Below are 18599 nucleotides of genomic sequence, written 5' to 3'. Positions count from 1 at the left end.
CCGCTATGATGGCGGGGTCGCGCGGCTCGCGGGCGCCGCCGGGCCGTGCGACGATGCGACGTCAAAAGCCGCCATTGTACTTGCTTGTCCCTTGCCGAATTCCGACCCGATGCCCGTACCTTCCCGCCGTAGTGTTCCCGCCGATGCCGCCGCCGATGCCGAATCCGGCAGCGAACCCGCGCGCGACGGGCAGCACGGGCGCGAGGACGACGCGGCGCGCGTGCCGGCGCGCTCGCGCACGCCGCGGCGCGGGCCCGACGGGCGGCTCGCCGAACCTTCGGTGGAAGCTGCCGACGCCGCCGCGCCGAAGCCGGCCCGACGCGGCCGGCGCAAGGCGGTAGAGAGTGAATCGGCCGACGCGGACGCGGCGCAGGGCGATGCCGAAGGCGCCGGCGACAAGCCCGCGAAGGCGGGCAAGGAGAAGGCCGCCAAGGCCGCCCCCAAGCTCGTCAAGACCGCCGACAAGCTCGCCAAGCTCGGCCTCACGCGTTCGATCGACCTGGTCCTGCACCTGCCGATGCGCTACGAGGACGAGACCACCCTCACGCCGATGCGCGAACTGCTGCCCGGCGAGCTCGCGCAGACCGAGGGCGTGGTCTACGACAACGAGATCACCTATCGCCCGCGCCGCCAGTTGCTGGTGCGCTTGCGCGACGAGGACGGCAGCGAGCTGGTGCTGCGCTTCCTGAACTTCTACGGCTCGCAGGTCAAGCAGATGGCGGTCGGCCAGCGGCTGCGCGTGCGCGGCGACGTCCGCGGCGGTTTCTTCGGACTCGAGATCGTGCATCCGGCGGTGCGCGTGGTCGACGAGGACACGCCGCTGGCGCAGGTGCTCACGCCCGTCTATCCGAGCACGGCCGGCGTCTCGCAGGCCTATCTGCGCAAGGCCATCGACAACGCGCTGGCGCGCACGCCACTGCCCGAACTGCTGCCGGCCGAGATCGAGGCCGCGTACCTGCGTCCGCTCGGCGTGCCGGCACTGGCCGACGCGGTGCGCCAGCTGCATCACCCCGGCGTCGATTCGGACGAGACCGCGCTGATCGACGGCACCCACCCGGCCTGGATCCGCATCAAGTTCGACGAGCTGCTCGCGCAGCAGCTCTCGCTCAAGCGCGCCCACGAGGAGCGCCGCACGCGCGCGGCGCCGGCCATGCCGCGCCGCGCCGCCGCCGACCAGGATTCGCTGGTGGCGCGCCTGTTCGCGGCGCTGCCGTTCTCGCTGACCGGCGCGCAGACGCGCGTGGTCGACGAGATCGCGCGCGACCTCACGCTCGCGCATCCCATGCAGCGGCTGCTGCAGGGCGACGTGGGCAGCGGCAAGACGGTGGTGGCCGCGCTGGCCGCCGCGCAGGCGATCGACGCGGGTTACCAGGCCGCGCTGATGGCGCCGACCGAAATCCTCGCCGAGCAGCATGCGCGCAAGCTGCGCGGCTGGCTGGAGCCGCTCGGCGTGACGGTGGCCTGGCTGGCCGGCAGCCTCAAGACCCGGGACAAGCGCTCGGCGATCGAGGCCGCCGCGCTCGGCACCGCGCAACTGGTGATCGGCACCCACGCGATCATCCAGGACACGGTGGAGTTCGCGCGGCTGGGCCTGGTGATCGTCGACGAGCAGCATCGCTTCGGCGTGGCGCAGCGGCTCGCGCTGCGCGCCAAGGCGGACGGCCCGGCGGGCTTCCAGCCGCACCAGCTGATGATGTCGGCCACGCCGATCCCGCGCACGCTGGCGATGACGTATTACGCCGATCTCGAGGTCTCGACCATCGACGAGCTGCCGCCGGGGCGCACGCCGATCGTCACCAAGCTGGTCGCCGATGCGCGCCGCGAGGAGGTGATCGGCCGCGTGCGCGACGCGGCGCTGGGCGGCCGCCAGGTCTATTGGGTCTGCCCGCTGATCGAGGAGAGCGAGACGCTGCAGTTGCAGACCGCGGTGGAGACCTACGAGACGCTCGCCGCCGCCTTGCCCGGCGTCAACGTCGGCCTGGTGCACGGGCGGCTTTCACCGGCCGAGAAGGCGAGCGTGATGGAGGCGTTCTCGCGCAACGAGGTGCAGTTGCTGGTGGCGACCACCGTGATCGAGGTCGGCGTGGACGTGCCGAACGCCTCGCTGATGGTGATCGAGCATGCCGAGCGCTTCGGGCTCGCGCAGCTGCACCAGTTGCGCGGGCGCGTCGGGCGCGGCACGGCGGCGTCGGCCTGCGTGCTGATGTACAGTGGCCCGCTGTCGATCGCCGGCCGCGCGCGCCTGAAGACCATGCGCGAGACCAACGACGGCTTCGAGATCGCCCGGCGCGACCTCGAGATCCGCGGCCCCGGCGAATTTCTCGGGGCGCGACAATCTGGCGCAGCCATGCTGCGTTTCGCCGACCTGGAGCAGGACGGCTGGCTGATCGAGCCGGCCCGCGAGGCCGCGGCGGCCTTGATCGCGCATCATCCCGAGGTGGTTACCCAGCATCTGGCGCGCTGGCTCGGCGCGCGCGAGCAGTTCCTGAAGGCCTGATTTCTCCGAATCCTGCGCCTGGCGCGGGATATCGGGCAAGGTTCGGGCTGTCCCCGTTTATCTATGCTGCATCGCAACAAGCAATTGCCGCCGAGAACGCTGGCGGAACGCTTCTATCCGGTGTATAAATTAAAGCTATCGCCTGTATTCCTGTGATTGACCCACAATGACGCTTACTGAACTGAAGTACATCGTCGCAGTCGCTCGCGAGCGGCATTTTGGCCGCGCGGCCGAAGCCTGCTTCGTCAGCCAGCCGACGCTCTCGGTTGCGATCAAGAAGCTCGAGGACGAGCTGAACGTGCAGATCTTCGAGCGCGGCGCGAGCGAGGTGAGCGTGACGCCGATCGGCGACCAGATCGTCACCCAGGCCCAGCGCGTGCTGGAGCAGACCTTCGCCATCAAGGAAATCGCCAAGCAGGGCAAGGATCCGCTGGTCGGGCCGTTCCGGCTGGGCGTGATCTACACCATCGGGCCCTACCTGCTGCCCACGCTCGTCAAGCAGATGATCCACCGTGTCCCGCAGATGCCGTTGATGCTGCAGGAGAACTACACGCTCAAGTTGCTGGAGCTGCTCAAGCAGGGCGAGATCGACGCGGCCATCATGGCCCTGCCGTTCCCGGAAACCGGCCTGATGGTGCGCCCGCTCTACGACGAGCCCTTCGTGGTCGCGCTGCCCTCCAGCCATCCCTGGTCCAAGCGCCGCAAGATCGACGCGGCCGACCTCAAGCAGGAAACCATGCTGCTGCTGGGCAACGGTCATTGCTTCCGCGATCACGTGCTGGGCGTGTGTCCCGAGCTGATGCACTTCTCGCAGACCGCCGACGGCATCCAGAAGACCTTCGAGGGGTCCTCGCTGGAAACCATCCGCCACATGGTGGCGAGCGGCGTGGGCATCACGGTGCTGCCGCGCATGTCGGTGGGCGAGATCGGGCCGCTGGCCAACAACGCCGATTCCGACCTGCTGTCCTACGTGCCCTTCGACGAGCCGATCCCGGATCGCCGCGTGGTGCTGGTCTGGCGCAAGAGCTTCACGCGCATGCCGGCCATCGACGCGATCAGCGAGGCGATCGCCGCCTGCGATCTGCCCGGCGTGGCCAAGCTCGACATGCCCGCCACGCTGAACTGAGGCCGGGGCTGGCCGCCGCTGTTGCATGCGGCACCCGACCGATCGGGGCCTTCGCGCCCCGGTTTTGTTTTGCCCAAGGCTTTACCTATCGAATAAATAAATTCAATTAAATTCACATTAACGATAGGGTTTTCTATGATGGCATCCATGGGTCGCGACAGGTGGCCCGCGCCGGAACTGCAGCAGGCCCGGCGCCTCATCCCGAACGACGGAGCCATCATGAACAAGCCTCACCAGCCGGCCGCGCACGACCCGATGCTCGCCAGGACGCGCGTCCTGGTGCGCTACCTGCGCCCGCTGGCCCTGGCCTATCTGGCTGACCGTCTGCTCGGCGTCTGATCGATATCGCCCCCGAGGAACACGCCATGAACACGCAAGGCCAGAATCCGCAAGCCGGCCGCCCGGCGCAATCGCACGCCGCGGCCGTCAATCACGCCGCCACTTCCGCCTTCCGCCAGACCTTCGGTTTCGCGATCACCTTTGCCGGCTTCGTGACGCTGGCCGCCCAGGCGATGGCCCACTTGAACGGGGCCTGAAGGGCCGGCCATCCGTCCCTTTCGAATCTTCTACGTTACACTGGGCGCGCTGGAGTCACTCGTTTCAGGCAGAAACAGGCGAGTCATCTCAAGGCGTTTTCGCCGGTTCAACTCATTGATAAGGAGTCAGCAACATGGCCAAAAAGGGCAACGGAACGCAGATCAACATCGGCATCAGCGACAAGGACCGCAAGAAGATCGCGGAAGGCCTGTCGAAGCTGCTCGCTGACACGTTTTCGCTGTATCTGAAGACGCATTATTTCCACTGGAACGTCACCGGTCCGATGTTCAACACGCTGCACCTGATGTTCGAGGAGCAGTACAACGAGCTATGGCTCGCGGTGGACTCGGTGGCGGAACGGATCCGCACGCTGGGCGTGGTGGCGCCGGGCACCTACGGCGATTTCGCCAAGCTGACGGTGGTGCCGGAAGCCAGCGGCGTGCCGGCGGCCGAGGAAATGATCCGCCAGCTGGTGGAAGGCCACGAAGCGGTGGTGCGCACCGCGCGCGGGATCTTCCCCGATGCCGATTCGGCAGGCGACGAGCCGACCGCCGATCTGCTCACGCAGCGTCTGCAGACGCACGAGAAGACCGCCTGGATGCTGCGATCGCTGCTGCAGTGATGGCTGCGACCCATATCGCGGCAAGCGGTTCGACCAGCCGGGCGCGGATGCGCCGGCGGTCAGTGAAACCTCCCGTTCGACGGGAGGTTTTTTTTGTGTGGATGGAATGCCGGTTCAGATCGGTGCCACATTTACAGCCGATTCGTCGAGGCGAGCGAACCGACGAGGTTGCACCGGGTCGTAGCGTCTTTCGCTGATAGAACAGGTCTGAAACCAAGGAGCGCATTTGCCATGAGTCGAGTTGGAGCCCGAGCGGTACGTGATCGATTGATCCGCCTGGCGGCGATGCTGTGGGTTCTTGCTGCCGGGCAGGTACACGCCCAGCTTGACTCGACCGTCACGCAGCGGTATTCCGGTGCATTCTCTCGATCGATTTCCGACAAGCTGCAGGACACGGTGAGCATCCTCGATTTCCCCGGATGCGACAGGACAGGTCGCACCGACAGCACTGGGTGCATTCAGGCCGCCCTCCATTCCGGGGCGAAGAGCGTGTACGTGCCGGCGGGCCGATACCGGCAGAGTGGACTCGTGCTTCCGCAACTGACGGGCTTCACGCTCTACGGTGACGGGCCGAACAGCGTCCTGATTCAAACTGGGGGCTCGATCCGTTATCCGGAGATCACCCGCGCCCTGAACTTCGACTCGCACGCAACGATCCGGGACCTGAGCTTCGATGGCACGGAGGGCCGTGCCGACACGCTCGACACTTCGTACTCGCAAACGCTGGACTTGCTCAACCTGTCGTTTCGCAATGTGCCGATCAATCATGTCTCGGTGCGACTGGACGGCAATCCACGGACGGCGACGTATATGCACGACGTACGGATCAAGAACATCCGTGTTTATTCGGCGACTGCCGGTCTGGCCGGCATCGTGCTCGGGCCGCATGCATCGGATTCGACGATCGACGGCTTTCAAATGGACGGCGGGTTCGCGGTCAAATATGCCCTACTGGCCGAGCCGGGAGCGCAAACCACGATGTTGCAGAATTCGCATCCATACAATGCCGCGATCAATGTGATTCATCTCGACGGCACCGGGAATTTCTCGTTTCTTGGAAATGTCATCGATAACTCAATCGGCGACGTGATCGACATCCGCAACTCGGCCAACACGAGAATTTCGTCGACTTGGATCGAATCCATCAATAGTCGCCGCCGGGGACTGGTTTTCGATCATTCCTCGGACTCCGTGGTGCTTGGACTCAACTGTTCGACCAACGGCATTCGCGACGCCGAGGCCTGCGTGGCCGAGATCAACGGCGCGGACCAGAACCGGATTTTCGGAGCTCAGGTCGATAGCGAGTCGAATTACGCGCGACCTTTCGATCTGACGGGAGCGAACAGTTTTTTCCAGGCCGTCAACAGCGGAAATGCCCTCAACATTGCGGGAGCTTCTGCCAGACAGTCCCCATCCTTGAACGCGACCGGCAGTGATGCCTCGATCCCGGTCACGCTGAAACCCAAGGGCGGTGGCGCCGTGCAACTGGAGTTGGACCACCGCGCGACGATGGCTATGTATTCGGATCGCGCGTCGGAAGTCGCGATCGACGCCTATGACGCCGTGAATCCCTTGGCAAAACTCAATATGAATCTTGCGAAGTATGGCGGGCGCGTGCTGCTCGGCGGAACCGACGACGGTGTCAGCAAGTTGCAGGTCGAAGGCGATGCGAGGATCCATGGCGATATCTTCGCGACCGGGGTGGGTGCGCTGCCGGTATATCGAGCATCGGGAGCCGCCCTTGCCGCGGCCCACGTCGTAGCCGAGAACGTGATGTTGAAGGGCGGGGGCGCGACACTGCTGCTTAAGGGGAGGGCGGCCTATACATCCGCCCGGAGCTTTACCTGTGTCGTTACCGCGTCCAAGGCCCCCGACGGAGCCAGGATCGACCAGATTTCAGGAGCCGAGGTTCGTGTGCGAGGGGCCGCGAGCGATCTTGTCGGCTTGCTTTGCATTGGCAATTGACAATTGGGCCAAGCATATCGCTCGAGAGAGGCGGCGGCGCCGGCCCACGCTTGCGCCGCGGCCAGTTTGGTATCCGCTCCGAATGTCTGGGCGTCAGCCGCGTTGAATCGCGATGTCGCAGAACATGTGCTTCTGCAGCCCGAAGCCGATCACTCTCCAGCCATGATTGACGACCATTTCATTTACCACGGGAACGATGCCGTAGTCCGCGTGGATGAACGGGTCATGCATGATGTAATCGTTGAAGATCAAGACCCCGTCCTTCTTGATCTTGGCCGCAGAGATTTCGGCATCCAGCTTGACTTCGTCGAAGGTATGAGCAGCGTCGATGTAGATCATGTCGAAATACTCGTCGGGGTAGCGCGGTAGCGTTTCCGAACTCAAGCCCTCGTGAGTGATGACCGGCGAGGTGCTGTTCTGCATTTCCGCCTCGTAAAATTGACGATGCGTCATGCCGCGCAGGACTTCGCGAGTGGGTCGTCCCCACAATGTGTCGGCGGTATGAATCTGGAACAGGTCGAACGCACAAAATTGCTTGGGTTTGAATTTTTCGATCATGAATTTCGAAAATGTACCCAATGCAACGCCGACTTCCGCGATATGGGAATCAGGGGCGAGGCGGAGATCCGAAATCAGATCGAACCGATTTGCATACAGGCGCGCTCCGGCAATATGTTTGGCGGCCAATTCTGGGAAATCACGATCCATTGTTATCTCCATCGGATAATAGTTAGCATATTATGTTGCGATAGATTACCGTAAAATTAATTCTCGATAGGAAATTTTCGAGTTGAATTTTGCCCCGTCATGGTTCTTGGGTAGGAAATTGACTGGCGAGAGCGCTGCCGAGGCGTAGGCGTTTCATTCCGGGTCGAGCGCGGAATTGCAAAGAAATAATAGGCTCCGATTGTTATTGTGTTTTTGGTATCAGTTTCAGCTTTCCGGACGAGTCGATCGGGGCCAAATCGCCCGCCTTGGTAGATACGGCTGAAAGGCGGCGCGGTGTCGCGCCACGTCGGCAGGCGGGCGTGAAGCGCCTTGCGTTTTTGCGGCATCCGGGGCCGCGCTCTACAATGCCGCCATTGCTCGAGATGCGGAATTTCCCATGTTTGCCCGTTTCCCCCTCTACCTGAAGCTGGTCCGGATGGACAAGCCGATCGGCAGCCTGCTGCTGCTCTGGCCCACGCTCAACGCGCTGTGGATCGCCTCGGGAGGGCGCCCGGCGCCGTCGCTGCTGGTGATCTTCATCCTCGGCACGCTGCTGATGCGCTCGGCCGGTTGCGCGATCAACGACTACGCCGATCGCGACTTCGACCGCCACGTGAAGCGCACCGTCGACCGACCGCTGACCTCGGGCAAGATCCGCGCCTGGGAGGCGGTGGCGATCGCGGTCGGCCTGGCGATCGTCTCCTTCCTGCTGATCCTGCCGCTCAACGGCCTGACCAAGTGGCTGTCGGTGGTGGCCGTGTTCGTGGCCGGCACCTACCCCTTCCTGAAGCGCTTCTTCGCGATCCCGCAGGCCTATCTCGGCATCGCCTTCGGCTTCGGCATCCCGATGGCCTTCGCCGCGATCCAGAACACCGTGCCCCTGATCGCCTGGGTGATGCTGGCCGCGAACGTGTTCTGGTCGGTCGCCTACGACACGGCCTATGCGATGGTCGATCGCGACGACGACCTCAAGATCGGCATGCGCACCTCGGCGATCACCTTCGGCCGCTACGACGTGCTGGCGATCATGCTCTGCTACGCGGCGGTGTTCGCGATCTATGCCTGGATCGGCCTCACCCAGCAGTTCGGCCCGGTGTACTGGCTGGGCTGGGCGGCGGCGGTGGGTTGCGCGGTCTATCACTACACGCTGATCAAGGATCGCGACCGCATGAAGTGCTTCGCGGCATTCCGCCATAACAACTGGCTCGGCGGCGCGCTGTTCGTCGGGATCGCCCTGCATTACGCGGTGACGGCGTTCTGAGCGCAGCGCCCGCGCGTGTCCCGGAAACGACAAAGCGGCCCATGAGGCCGCTTTGTCGTTGATGGACGCGCGCCGCTCCGAAGATCGGCGCCTCACTCGAAGGCCGGGCTCAGTTGCGGCCGAGTTCGTCGCCGAGTTCGCGGGCCCGCGCATCGGCGGCCAGCACGCCGCTCACGATCCGGTCCTTGAGCTGCTGCGCGTCGAAGGCGGCCAGCGCCGCGGCCGTGGTGCCGCCCTTGGAGGTCACGCGCTCGCGCAGCACGCCGGCCGGCTCGCCTGATTGCGCGGCCAGTTGCGCGGCGCCGGTGAAGGTCGCCACCGCCAGCGCGCGGCCCTGTTCCTCGTTCAGGCCGAGCTGGCGCGCCGCTTCCTGTAGCGCCTCGATGAAATAGAACACGTAGGCAGGGCCGCTGCCGGAGATCGCCGTCACGGCATCCAGGCGCGCCTCGTCGTCGAACCAGACCGTCTCGCCGACCGCGCCGAGCACGGCCGAGGCCAGCTCGCGGCCGGCCGCGTCGACTCCATCCAGCGCGGCCAGGCCCGTCACGCCCATGCCGACCAGCGCCGGCGTGTTCGGCATGGTGCGCACGATGCGCGCGTAGCCGCCCAGCCAGCGCGACAGGTCGGTGGCGCGGATGCCGGCCGCGATGCTGATCACCAGCGCCCGGCCGAGATGCGGCGCGAGCGCCTTGGCCACCTCGTTGAGCACCTGCGGCTTGACCGCCAGCACGATCGCGTCGTAGCCGGCCAGCGTGGCGTCGATGGTCTCGCCGGTGGCCACGCCACGTTCCTCGCGCAGGCGCGTGCGGGTATCCGCGTTGGGATCGATCACGTAGAGATCGCCGGGCGCCGCGGTGCCGCGCTTGACGATACCGCCGATCAGGGCGGCTGCCATGTTGCCGCCGCCGATGAATGCAATTTTCATGATGGTTGGACCAGGAAACAGGAAGGTTCGTAAATCGGTCAGGACGCGCGCGGCGTGCCGTAGTCGCGCGCGCCGAAGATCGCGGTGCCGACGCGCACGATGGTGGCGCCCTCGAGCACGGCCGCCTCGAGATCGGCCGACATCCCCATCGACAACGTGTCGAGCGCCAGACCCTCGGCCTTGAGCGTGTCGAACAGCTCGCGCAGCAGCCGGTGCGGCACGCGCTGCGCCGCGAGTTCGCCGGCCGGCTCGGGGATCGCCATCAGGCCGCGCAACCGCAGCGCGGGCAAGGCGGCCACCTCGCGCGCCAGCGCTGCCGCCTCGGCCGGCGCGACGCCGCTCTTGCTGTCCTCGCCGCTCACGTTGACCTGCACGCAGACATTGAGCGGCGGCAGGTGCGCCGGGCGCTGCTCGGCCAGGCGCTGCGCGATCTTGAGCCGGTCGACCGAATGCACCCAGTCGAACTGCTCGGCCACCACGCGCGTCTTGTTCGATTGCAGCGGCCCGATGAAGTGCCAGTCGAGCGAGGCGCGAAGATCCGCGAGCGCGGCGATCTTGTCGAGCGCCTCCTGCACGTAGTTCTCGCCGAACGCGCGCTGGCCGGCCGCATGCGCTTCGCGCACGGCTTCGGCTGGGAAGGTCTTCGACACCGCGAGCAGCACCACCTCGCCCGGCGCGCGGCCGGCGGAGCGGGCCGCGTCGTCGATGCGGCGGTGAACGGAGGCGAGGCTGGCGGCGAGATCGGACATACGCGGGGCAGGGCGGACGATGGACGGTGAGGCCATGCAAGGCATGGCGCGCCTCATTATACGGATCGCCTCGCGGCCGGTGGAGGATGCCCGGCCCTGGCGCCGCCGCGCCGGAACACGGCCGGCGAGAGGGCGCGCAAACCGGGGCCGGCTGGGGGCGAGCCGGGGCGGCGGCGCCTCAGTCGTCGAGCAGTTGCTCGACGAGCTGGATCCAGTGCATCACCGGCGTCGCGGTGCCGCTTTGCAGGTGAGCGAGGCAGCCGATGTTGCCCGAGACGATCAGTTGCGGATCGAGCTCGGCCAACCGGGCCAGCTTCTGCTTGCGCAGCTTGTAGGACAGCGAGGGCTGGGTCAGCGAGTAGGTGCCGGCCGAGCCGCAGCACAGATGGCTGTCGGCCGGCACGCGCAGCTCGACGCCGAGCGCCTCGAGCAGGCGCTCGACCTTGCCGCGCGACTGCTGGCCATGCTGCAGCGTGCAGGGCGGATGGTAGGCGACGATCTGCATGCCGCGCCGTTTCGCCAGCGCCACCAGGCGCGTCTCGAAGCCGGCCAGCAGCTCGGACACGTCGCGGGTCAGCTCGACCACGCGCCGGGCCTTGTCGGCATAGGCGGGATCGTCGCGCAGCAGGTGCGCGTACTCGAGCACGGTGGCGCCGCAGCCGCTCGCGTTCATCACGATCGCCTCGGCGCCGGCCTCGATGTGCGGCCACCAGGCGTCGATGTTGCGGCGCGCGTCGGCCAGCGCCTCGTCGCGGTAGTTCAGGTGCAGACGGATCGCGCCGCAGCAGCCCGCCTCGGGCGCGATCACGGTCTCGATGCCGAGCGCGTCGAGCACGCGCGCCGTGGCGATGTTGATGTTCGGCATCATCGAGGGCTGCACGCAGCCGGCCAGCATCAGCATGCGACGCTCGTGGCGCGCGGTGGGCCAGGCCAGCGGCCGGGTGCGCGGCGGGACCTTGTCGCGCAGGCGCTTGGGCAGCAGCGGGCGCACCTGCTGGCCGATGCGCATCGCCGGCGCGAACAGCGCGCCGTTCGGCACGAAGCTGGCCAGCGCGCGCCGCATCAGGCGCTGCGACAGCGTGCGCGGCACGCGTGTCTCGAGCTGCTGGCGGCCGATCTCGACCAGCCGTCCATACTGCACGCCCGACGGGCAGGTGCTCTCGCAACTGCGGCAGGTCAGGCAGCGGTCCAGATGCTGCTGGGTGCTGCGCGTCACCGGCGCGCCTTCCAGCATCTGCTTGATCAGGTAGATGCGCCCGCGCGGGCCGTCGAGCTCGTCGCCGAGCAACTGGTAGGTCGGGCAGGTGGCGGTGCAGAAACCGCAGTGCACGCACTTGCGCAGGATCGATTCGGCCTCGGCGCCGTCGGGCGTGTCGCGGATGAAATCGGCGAGCTTGGTCTGCATGGGCGGCTCAGAAATCGGGGTAGAGCCGGCCGCGGTTGAACACGCGGTCCGGATCGAAGGCGGCCTTCAGGCCGCGGTGGATCGCCAGCAGCGGCCCGGCCAGCGGCGTGAACACGCCGCCGCCGCGATCGTAGCCGGCGCTGGCGCGATACAGCGTGGCGTGGCCGCCGGCCTGCCTGGCGCTCATGCGCACCGTGGTGGCGTCGGCGTCGGTGATCCACCAGCGCTGCGCGCCGCCCCATTCCATCATCTGCGAGCCGGGCAGGTGCATGGGCTCGGTGATCGAGGGCAGGGACAGGCGCCAGAGCGCATGGCCGGGCAGCATCGCGTTGAAGAACGGGTCGTTCTGCTCGCGCACGCCATGCCAGAAGCGCTGTGCCTCCACCGCGTCCACCGCCTCGCCGCCCAGCGCACCCTTGGCCGCCTTGACGGCCGCCTCGGCGCCCGACAGGCGCAGCACCAGGGTGCCGAAGCGCCAGGCGCTCGCGCTGACCGGGAACGGGTGGCCCGACCACTCGTTGAGCTTGCGCACCGCGTCGGTCGCGCTCATGTCGAACTTCAGCGTCAGCTCGGCGACCGGCACCGGCAGCACCTTCACCGACAGGTCCAGCATCAGCCCGAGCGTGCCCAGCGAGCCGGCCATCAGGCGCGCCACGTCGTAGCCGGCGACGTTCTTCACCACCTGGCCGCCGAAGCGCAGCACCTGGCCGCGCCCGTTCATCAGCGTGACGCCGAGCACGAAGTCGCGCACCGCGCCCGCGCTGGCGCGCCGCGGGCCCGACAGGCCGGCCGCGATGGCGCCGCCGAAGCTGGCGTGGCGGCCGAAGTGAGGGGGCTCGAAGGGCAGCATCTGGTTGTGCGCGGCCAGCTCCGCCTCGATGGCCGCCAGCGGCGTGCCGGCGCGTGCCGTGATCACGAGTTCGGCGGGGTCGTAGGAGACGATGCCGTGCCAGGCGCGCGTATCGAGTATCTCGCCGTCGAGCGACTGGCCGTACCAGTCCTTGGTGCCGCCGCCGCGAATCCGCAGCGAGCGACCCTGCGCGCCCGCGCTGCGGATGCGTTCGGCCCAGTTCGCGACGATCTCGTCCTGTTCCATCCGGTGTCGCCTCGTCCTGAAATTTCTTGTGCTTCGATTGTACCGGCGCCATAAGCGGCGACAGTCGGGCGATCCCCCTAGAGACAGCGCGCGAGGGCGGCGGGGCGGGGGGCCGGCGCGGGCCGGGTTTGGCGCTCGCTCGGCGCGGTGGCGAGCTTGCGAAGGTCCGCGCGCACCTGGCGCCTGGCGGCGCGACACGCCGGTTCGGCCGCCAGGCGCGGGCGGATCGGCAGGTTCGCTCTCCAGGGCCGGAATCCCGGCCGGCAGCGCGACCCGGGCCGGCCGTCCAGCAGCCCGGCCGGCCGCTTTCCTCAGAAACGCGGCAGATCCGGGCGCGGCAGCAACCCGCCGCGCACGTGCATGCGGCCGTATTCGGCGCAGCGCGCGCGGCTCGGGATGCCCTTGTCGGGATTGAGCAGGCTGGCCGGGTCGAAGGCGCGCTTCACGGCGAAGAACGCGTCGCGCTCCTCCGGCGAGAATTGCACGCACATCGAGTTCAGCTTCTCGACCCCCACGCCGTGCTCGCCCGTCACCGTGCCGCCCAGCTCGACGCAGCTCTCCAGAATGTCGGCGCCGAACAGCTCGGCGCGGTGCAGCTCGTCGGGATCGTTGGCGTTGAACAGGATCAGCGGATGCATGTTGCCGTCGCCGGCATGGAACACGTTGATGCAGCGCAGCCCGTATTGCCCCTCCATCTGCTCGATGCGCGCCAGCAGCGGGCCGATCGCGCGGCGCGGCACGGTGCCGTCCATGCAGTAGTAGTCGGGCGAGATCCGCCCGGCGGCCGGGAAGGCGTTCTTGCGGCCCGACCAGAAGCGCAGCCGTTCCGCCTCCGAGCGCGAGACCTGGATCCGCGTCGCGCCGCTGGCGCGCAGCACCGAGGTGACGCGCGCGATCTCCTCGGCCACCTCGTCGGGCGTGCCGTCCGATTCGCACAGCAGGATGGCGGCCGCGTCCAGGTCGTAGCCGGCCTGCGTGAAGGCCTCCACGGCCCGGGTGGCCGGCTTGTCCATCATCTCCAGCCCGGCCGGCACGATGCCGGCGGCGATGATCGCGGCCACCGCCTCGCCGCCCTTCACCACGTCGTCGAAGCTGGCCATCACCAGTTGCGCCGTCTGCGGCCTGGGGATCAGCTTCACGGTGATCTCGGTGACGATCGCGAACATGCCCTCGCTGCCGATCATCACGGCCAGCAGGTCGAGGCCGGGCGTGTCGAGCGCCAGCGAGCCGAACTCCACCACGTCGCCGTCGATCGTCACGGCGCGCACGCGCAGCACGTTGTGGACCGTCAGGCCGTACTTGAGGCAGTGCACGCCGCCCGAGTTCTCGGCGACGTTGCCGCCGATCGTGCAGGCGATCTGCGAGGACGGATCGGGCGCGTAGTAGAGCCCGTAGGGCGCGGCGGCCTCGGAGATGGCGATGTTGCGCACGCCGGGCTGGACCGTGGCGGTGCGCGCGTAGGAATCGACCTCGACGATGCGCGTGAAGCGCGCCAGCGACACCACGATGCCGCTCTGGTTCGGCAGCGCGCCGCCCGACAGGCTGGTGCCGGCGCCGCGCGGCACGATCGGCACGTTCAGGCGGCGGCAGATCTGCACGATGCGCTGCACCTGCGATTCGGTCTCGGGCAGCGCCACCGCGAGCGGCAGGCGCCGGTAGGCGGCCAGCCCGTCGCATTCGTAGGCGGCGGTGTCCTCGTCGCGGTACAGCAGGCAATGGCTCGGCAGCACCGCCATCAGGGCCTGCACCACCTCGCGCTGGCGTTGCGCGCGGGTGGCGGCGTCGGCCATTGCGTTGCTGCCGGCCGCGTGCGCGGCACCGCTGCTCGCGCCGCCTGCCTGGGCCTGGCCTTGGGCGATCGTGTTCATCTCGGCTCCTGGTCGGCGGGTGCGCGCCTCATGCGCGGTCGAGGCTGAAGATCTTGCCGGGATTCATCAGGTTGCGCGGGTCCAGCGCGAGCTTGATCGCGCGCATCGCGTCGATCGCCTCCTCGCCGTGCTCGGCGGCCAGGAAACGCATCTTGTGCAGGCCCACGCCGTGCTCGCCGGTGCAGGTGCCGCCCATGCGCAGCGCGCGCTCGACGATGCGCTGGTTGATCCGCTCGGCTTCCTCCAGCTCCTCGGGCTTGTCCGGGTCGAGCAGGATCGCGACGTGGAAGTTGCCGTCGCCGACATGGCCGACGATCGGGCAGGGCAGGGTCGAGGCGCGCAGGTCGACCTCGGTTTCCTCGACGCAGGCGGCCAGTTGCGAGATCGGCACGCAGACGTCGGTGGTCACCGCGCGGCAGCCCGGCTTGAGCTGCAGCATGCCGAAGAAGGCGTTGTGCCGCGCCGACCACAGCCGCGTGCGGTCCTCGGGGCGGGTGGCCCATTCGAAGTCCCGGCCGCCGTTGGCGGCGGCCAGTTCCTGCACGCGCTCGGCCTGCTCGCGCACGCCGGCCTCGGTACCGTGGAATTCGAAGAACAGGGTGGGCGCCTCGTTCAGCGTGAAGTTCGAATGGCGGTTGATGGCGCGGATGCCGAGCGCGTCGATGAACTCCACGCGCGCGATCGGCACGCCGGTCTGGATCGTCTCGATCACGCTGCGCACCGCGTCGCCCATCGAGGGGAAGGTGCAGATCGCCGCCGATACCGCCTCGGGCAGCGGATGCAGGCGCAGCGTGATCGAGGTGATCACGCCGAGCGTGCCTTCCGAGCCGACCAGCAGGCGCGTCAGGTCGTAGCCGGCCGAGGACTTGCGGGCGCGGCTGCCGGTCCGGATCTGGCGGCCGTCGGCGAGCACGGCGGTGAGGCCCAGCACGTTCTCGCGCATGGTGCCGTAGCGCACGGCGTTGGTGCCGGAGGCGCGGGTGGCCGTCATGCCGCCGATGCTGGCGTCCGCGCCGGGGTCGATCGGGAAGAACAGGCCGGTGTCGCGCAGGCTCTCGTTGAGGGCCTTGCGCGTGATGCCGGGTTCGACCGTGACGGTCAGGTCATCGGCGTCGATCGACAGCACGCGGTTCATGCGCGAGACGTCGAGCGAGACGCCGCCGCGCACCGCCAGCAGGTGGCCTTCGAGCGAGGAGCCGGCGCCGTAGGGGATCACCGGCACCTCGTATTGCGCGCACAGCGTGACCACGGTGCGGACCTCGTCGGCGTTCTCGGCGAATACCACCGCGTCGGGCAGTTCGGGATCGAAGGGGGATTCGTCGCGGCCGTGGTGCTCGCGCACCGCCTCGGAGGTCGAGACGCGTTCGCCGAAGGCGGCGGCGAGCGCCTCGCGCAGCGCATCGGGGAACGGGCGGCGCAGCGAGGCCGGCGGGGCGGGGTGGTTCACGCGTGTCTCCTGGGGCAGCTTGTCGATTCGTGGCGTGCGAGGCGGGCGGCGTGCGGCGTGTGACGGCCGGAGCCGGCGGCGGCGACCGTGGCGCGTGCCGGCCTAGGTCCTGCCGCGGCGCAACCGGGCTGCCGGCGTCATCCGCCACGGGTGACGGGCGCGATGCCCTGCGGCATGAGGCCGCCTCGACGACTGGCGAATCATTCTACGCGCAAAGCCCGGCGGCGCGCGGCCAGCCGCCCGGGCTGGGATAATCCCGGCATGGCGGCCGAGCCCGCCCGGCGGCGCGCCGGGCGCAGCCCGCGCCGTCGCGCCGGTCCCGAGCCGGGATCGATGCCACCATCCATGGCCGCGCACGCTCGTGCCGCGCGGCCCGACACGACGAGGACCACCATCATGGGCAACCGCCTGAGCAAGATCGCGACCCGCACCGGCGACGACGGCACCACGGGCCTGGGCGACGGCAGCCGGGTCGCCAAGGACGATGCGCGGATCGCCGCGATCGGCGATGTCGACGAGCTGAATTCGCAGCTCGGCGTGCTGCTGGCCGAGCCGCTGCCCGAGGAGATCCGCGGCGCGCTGGCGGCGATCCAGCACGACCTGTTCGACCTGGGCGGCGAGCTCTGCATTCCGGGGCACGTCGCGATGACCGACGCGCACCTGGCGCGGCTCGACGACTGGCTGGCGCACTACAACGCGCAACTGCCGCCGCTCAAGGAGTTCATCCTGCCGGGCGGCTCGCGCCCGGCCGCGCTCGCGCACGTCTGCCGCACCGTCTGCCGTCGCGCCGAGCGCTCGATCGTCGCGCTCGGCGCCGTCGGCGAGGTCGCGGCCACGCCGCGCCGCTACGTGAACCGGCTTTCCGACCTGCTGTTCGTGCTGGCGCGCGTGCTGAACCGCGCGGCGGGCGGCAGCGACGTGCTCTGGGAGCGCGGCCGGCCCGAGTGAGCCCGAAGCGGCGGCCGGCTGATCGGCCTGCCGCCGCCGTTGCACCGGCTTGAATGGTGCGTCAATTTGTCCACATCGACGTGCGACTTTAAAGATGTATTGTAAACGCATCTTTAGACGAGTCCCCACGGAGAAGAAGATGACGACGCTCACCGCCGAACAGATGGCCCGGGTCAAGGCGACCGCCCCGGTGCTGGCCGCCCATGGCAGCACCATCACGCGGCATTTCTACGCCCGCATGTTCCGCCACCACCCCGAACTGAAGAACCTGTTCAACCAGACGCACCAGCGCGCCGGCGGCAGCCAGCCCGAGGCGCTGGCCAGGGCCGTCTACGCCTACGCCGCCAATATCGATAATCTCGGCGCGCTCGGCAGCGCGGTGTCGCGCATCGCGAACAAGCACGTGAGCCTGTCGGTGAGGCCCGAGCATTACCCGATCGTTGGCGAGCACCTGCTGGCCTCGATCGTCGAGGTGCTGGGCGATGCCGTCGACGCGGCCACGCTCGAGGCCTGGAAGGCGGCCTATGCGCAGCTCGCCCAGGTGCTCGCCGGCATCGAGGCGAAGCTCTACGAGGCCGCGCCCTGGAGTGGCTACCGGCCGTTCCGGGTCGCGCGCAAGGTGCGCGAGAGCGACGAGATCACCTCGTTCTACCTGGCGCCGACCGACGGCGGCGCGGCACCGCGCTTCGAGCCGGGCCAGTACCTCACGGTCAAGCGCTACGTCGGCGATCTCGGCGTGGATCAGCCGCGCCAGTACAGCCTGTCCGACGCACCGCACGGCAAGTGGCTGCGGATCTCGGTCAAGCGCGAGGCCGGGCGCGAGGGCGGCGACCAGCCGGTGCCGGCCGGCAAGGTGTCGACGCTGCTGCACGAGGGGGTGGAGGAGGGCGCGATCGTCGAGGTGACGGCGCCGATGGGCGACTTCACGCTGGCGCGCGAGGCGGCCACGCCGGTGGTGCTGATCTCGGGCGGGGTCGGCATCACGCCGATGGTGTCGATGGCCTCGGCGCTGAGCGAAGCCGGCAGCCCGCGCAGGATCCACTTCCTGCATGCCTGCCGCTCGGGGCGTGTCCACGCGTTCCGCGACTGGCTCAACGCGCTGGTGGCGCGTCATTCGAACGCGACGCGCCAGGTGGTCTACGAGCTGGTGGGCCCGGACGACCGGCCCGGCGTCGATCACGATCGCGAAGGCCGGCTCACGCCCGAGCTGCTGCGCGCGGCGATCCTGCCCGATGCCGACTACTATCTCTGCGGCCCGGTCGCCTTCATGACGGCGCAGCGCGATGCGCTGGTGGCGCTCGGCGTCGCGCCGGAGCGCGTCCACACGGAGATCTTCGGTTCCGGCGCGATCGAGTGATCGCGGCGGTTGCGGCGCCGCCGGCCTGAACCCCCGGCGCCGCAATGCCGCAAAAAAATCGCCCGGGCGGCCAATGGCACGCCCGGGC

General features: G+C 68.3%; 15 protein-coding genes. 8 read left to right on the top strand and 7 right to left on the bottom strand.

Features of this window, described 5'->3' with window-relative positions; translation table 11 throughout:
• Nucleotides 1–109 precede the first annotated feature (109 nt).
• From recG to FB600_RS20865, 5 genes are all read left to right on the top strand, one after another.
• On the top strand, nt 110–2497 hold the full coding sequence (gene recG / locus FB600_RS20880; protein WP_096749715.1) for an ATP-dependent DNA helicase RecG: 2388 nt from the start codon (nt 110–112) through the stop codon (nt 2495–2497).
• A gap of 166 nt (nt 2498–2663) precedes the next feature.
• Nucleotides 2664–3623 carry a hydrogen peroxide-inducible genes activator gene (locus FB600_RS20875; protein ID WP_013696697.1) on the top strand — a complete coding sequence of 320 codons (960 nt, stop codon included), beginning with the start codon at nt 2664–2666 and terminating at the stop codon, nt 3621–3623.
• Nucleotides 3624–3988: 365 nt separating this feature from the next.
• Nucleotides 3989–4159, top strand: coding sequence for a hypothetical protein (locus FB600_RS37295; RefSeq protein ID WP_164467510.1), 171 nt, complete (start codon nt 3989–3991; stop codon nt 4157–4159).
• A gap of 134 nt (nt 4160–4293) precedes the next feature.
• Nucleotides 4294–4782, top strand: coding sequence for a Dps family protein (locus FB600_RS20870; RefSeq protein WP_013696698.1), 489 nt, complete (start codon nt 4294–4296; stop codon nt 4780–4782).
• 231 nt (nt 4783–5013) lie between these two features.
• Nucleotides 5014–6747: a right-handed parallel beta-helix repeat-containing protein gene (locus tag FB600_RS20865; RefSeq protein WP_036048208.1), complete on the top strand. Its 1734-nt coding sequence runs from the start codon at nt 5014–5016 to the stop codon at nt 6745–6747.
• Nucleotides 6748–6840: 93 nt separating this feature from the next.
• On the opposite strand, the gene FB600_RS20860 is transcribed toward FB600_RS20865, so the two are convergent.
• Nucleotides 6841–7455, bottom strand: a complete 615-nt coding sequence (locus FB600_RS20860; RefSeq protein WP_080741965.1) for a class I SAM-dependent methyltransferase — start codon at nt 7453–7455, stop codon at nt 6841–6843.
• Nucleotides 7456–7852: 397 nt separating this feature from the next.
• Between FB600_RS20860 and ubiA the strand changes: the two genes are divergently transcribed.
• Entirely contained in the window at nt 7853–8716 is an 864-nt protein-coding gene (ubiA, locus tag FB600_RS20855) for a 4-hydroxybenzoate octaprenyltransferase (RefSeq protein WP_036048206.1), read from the top strand.
• A 109-nt stretch (nt 8717–8825) separates the two neighbouring features.
• Here ubiA and proC read toward each other — a convergent pair whose 3' ends face one another.
• The 6 genes from proC to FB600_RS20825 all read right to left on the bottom strand — a co-directional run bounded on the left by proC (nt 8826) and on the right by FB600_RS20825 (nt 16206).
• Complete coding sequence (gene proC / locus FB600_RS20850; RefSeq protein ID WP_145757312.1) at nt 8826–9641, bottom strand: pyrroline-5-carboxylate reductase; 816 nt, start codon at nt 9639–9641, stop codon at nt 8826–8828.
• Between the two features lie 38 nt (nt 9642–9679).
• Entirely contained in the window at nt 9680–10390 is a 711-nt protein-coding gene (locus FB600_RS20845) for a YggS family pyridoxal phosphate-dependent enzyme (protein ID WP_096749713.1), read from the bottom strand.
• A gap of 178 nt (nt 10391–10568) precedes the next feature.
• On the bottom strand, nt 10569–11795 hold the full coding sequence (gene glcF / locus FB600_RS20840; RefSeq protein ID WP_145757311.1) for a glycolate oxidase subunit GlcF: 1227 nt from the start codon (nt 11793–11795) through the stop codon (nt 10569–10571).
• A gap of 7 nt (nt 11796–11802) precedes the next feature.
• Entirely contained in the window at nt 11803–12891 is a 1089-nt protein-coding gene (gene glcE, locus FB600_RS20835; protein ID WP_047835615.1) for a glycolate oxidase subunit GlcE, read from the bottom strand.
• Between the two features lie 311 nt (nt 12892–13202).
• The gene (locus FB600_RS20830; RefSeq protein WP_029950115.1) at nt 13203–14681 is read right to left on the bottom strand and encodes an FAD-linked oxidase C-terminal domain-containing protein; all 1479 of its coding nucleotides are present in this window, start codon (nt 14679–14681) and stop codon (nt 13203–13205) included.
• Nucleotides 14682–14787: 106 nt separating this feature from the next.
• A complete protein-coding gene (locus FB600_RS20825; RefSeq protein WP_098181312.1) occupies nt 14788–16206 on the bottom strand; it encodes an FAD-binding oxidoreductase in 1419 nt (472 codons plus the stop codon).
• A gap of 396 nt (nt 16207–16602) precedes the next feature.
• On the opposite strand from FB600_RS20825, the gene FB600_RS20820 reads away from it, so the two are divergent.
• Together FB600_RS20820 and hmpA are read left to right on the top strand one after the other, a co-directional pair.
• On the top strand, nt 16603–17154 hold the full coding sequence (locus FB600_RS20820) for a cob(I)yrinic acid a,c-diamide adenosyltransferase (protein ID WP_025098502.1): 552 nt from the start codon (nt 16603–16605) through the stop codon (nt 17152–17154).
• A gap of 139 nt (nt 17155–17293) precedes the next feature.
• A complete protein-coding gene (gene hmpA, locus FB600_RS20815) occupies nt 17294–18511 on the top strand; it encodes an NO-inducible flavohemoprotein (protein WP_098154536.1) in 1218 nt (405 codons plus the stop codon).
• The last annotated feature ends 88 nt before the right edge of the window (nt 18512–18599 follow it).

The organism is Burkholderia sp. SJZ089 (assembly GCF_007828315.1).
In the GTDB taxonomy this organism is placed as follows: Bacteria; Pseudomonadota; Gammaproteobacteria; order Burkholderiales; family Burkholderiaceae; genus Burkholderia; species Burkholderia gladioli.
The sequence above is the reverse complement of the archived record's forward strand: the minus strand, read 5'-3'. Positions and strand labels throughout refer to the sequence as shown.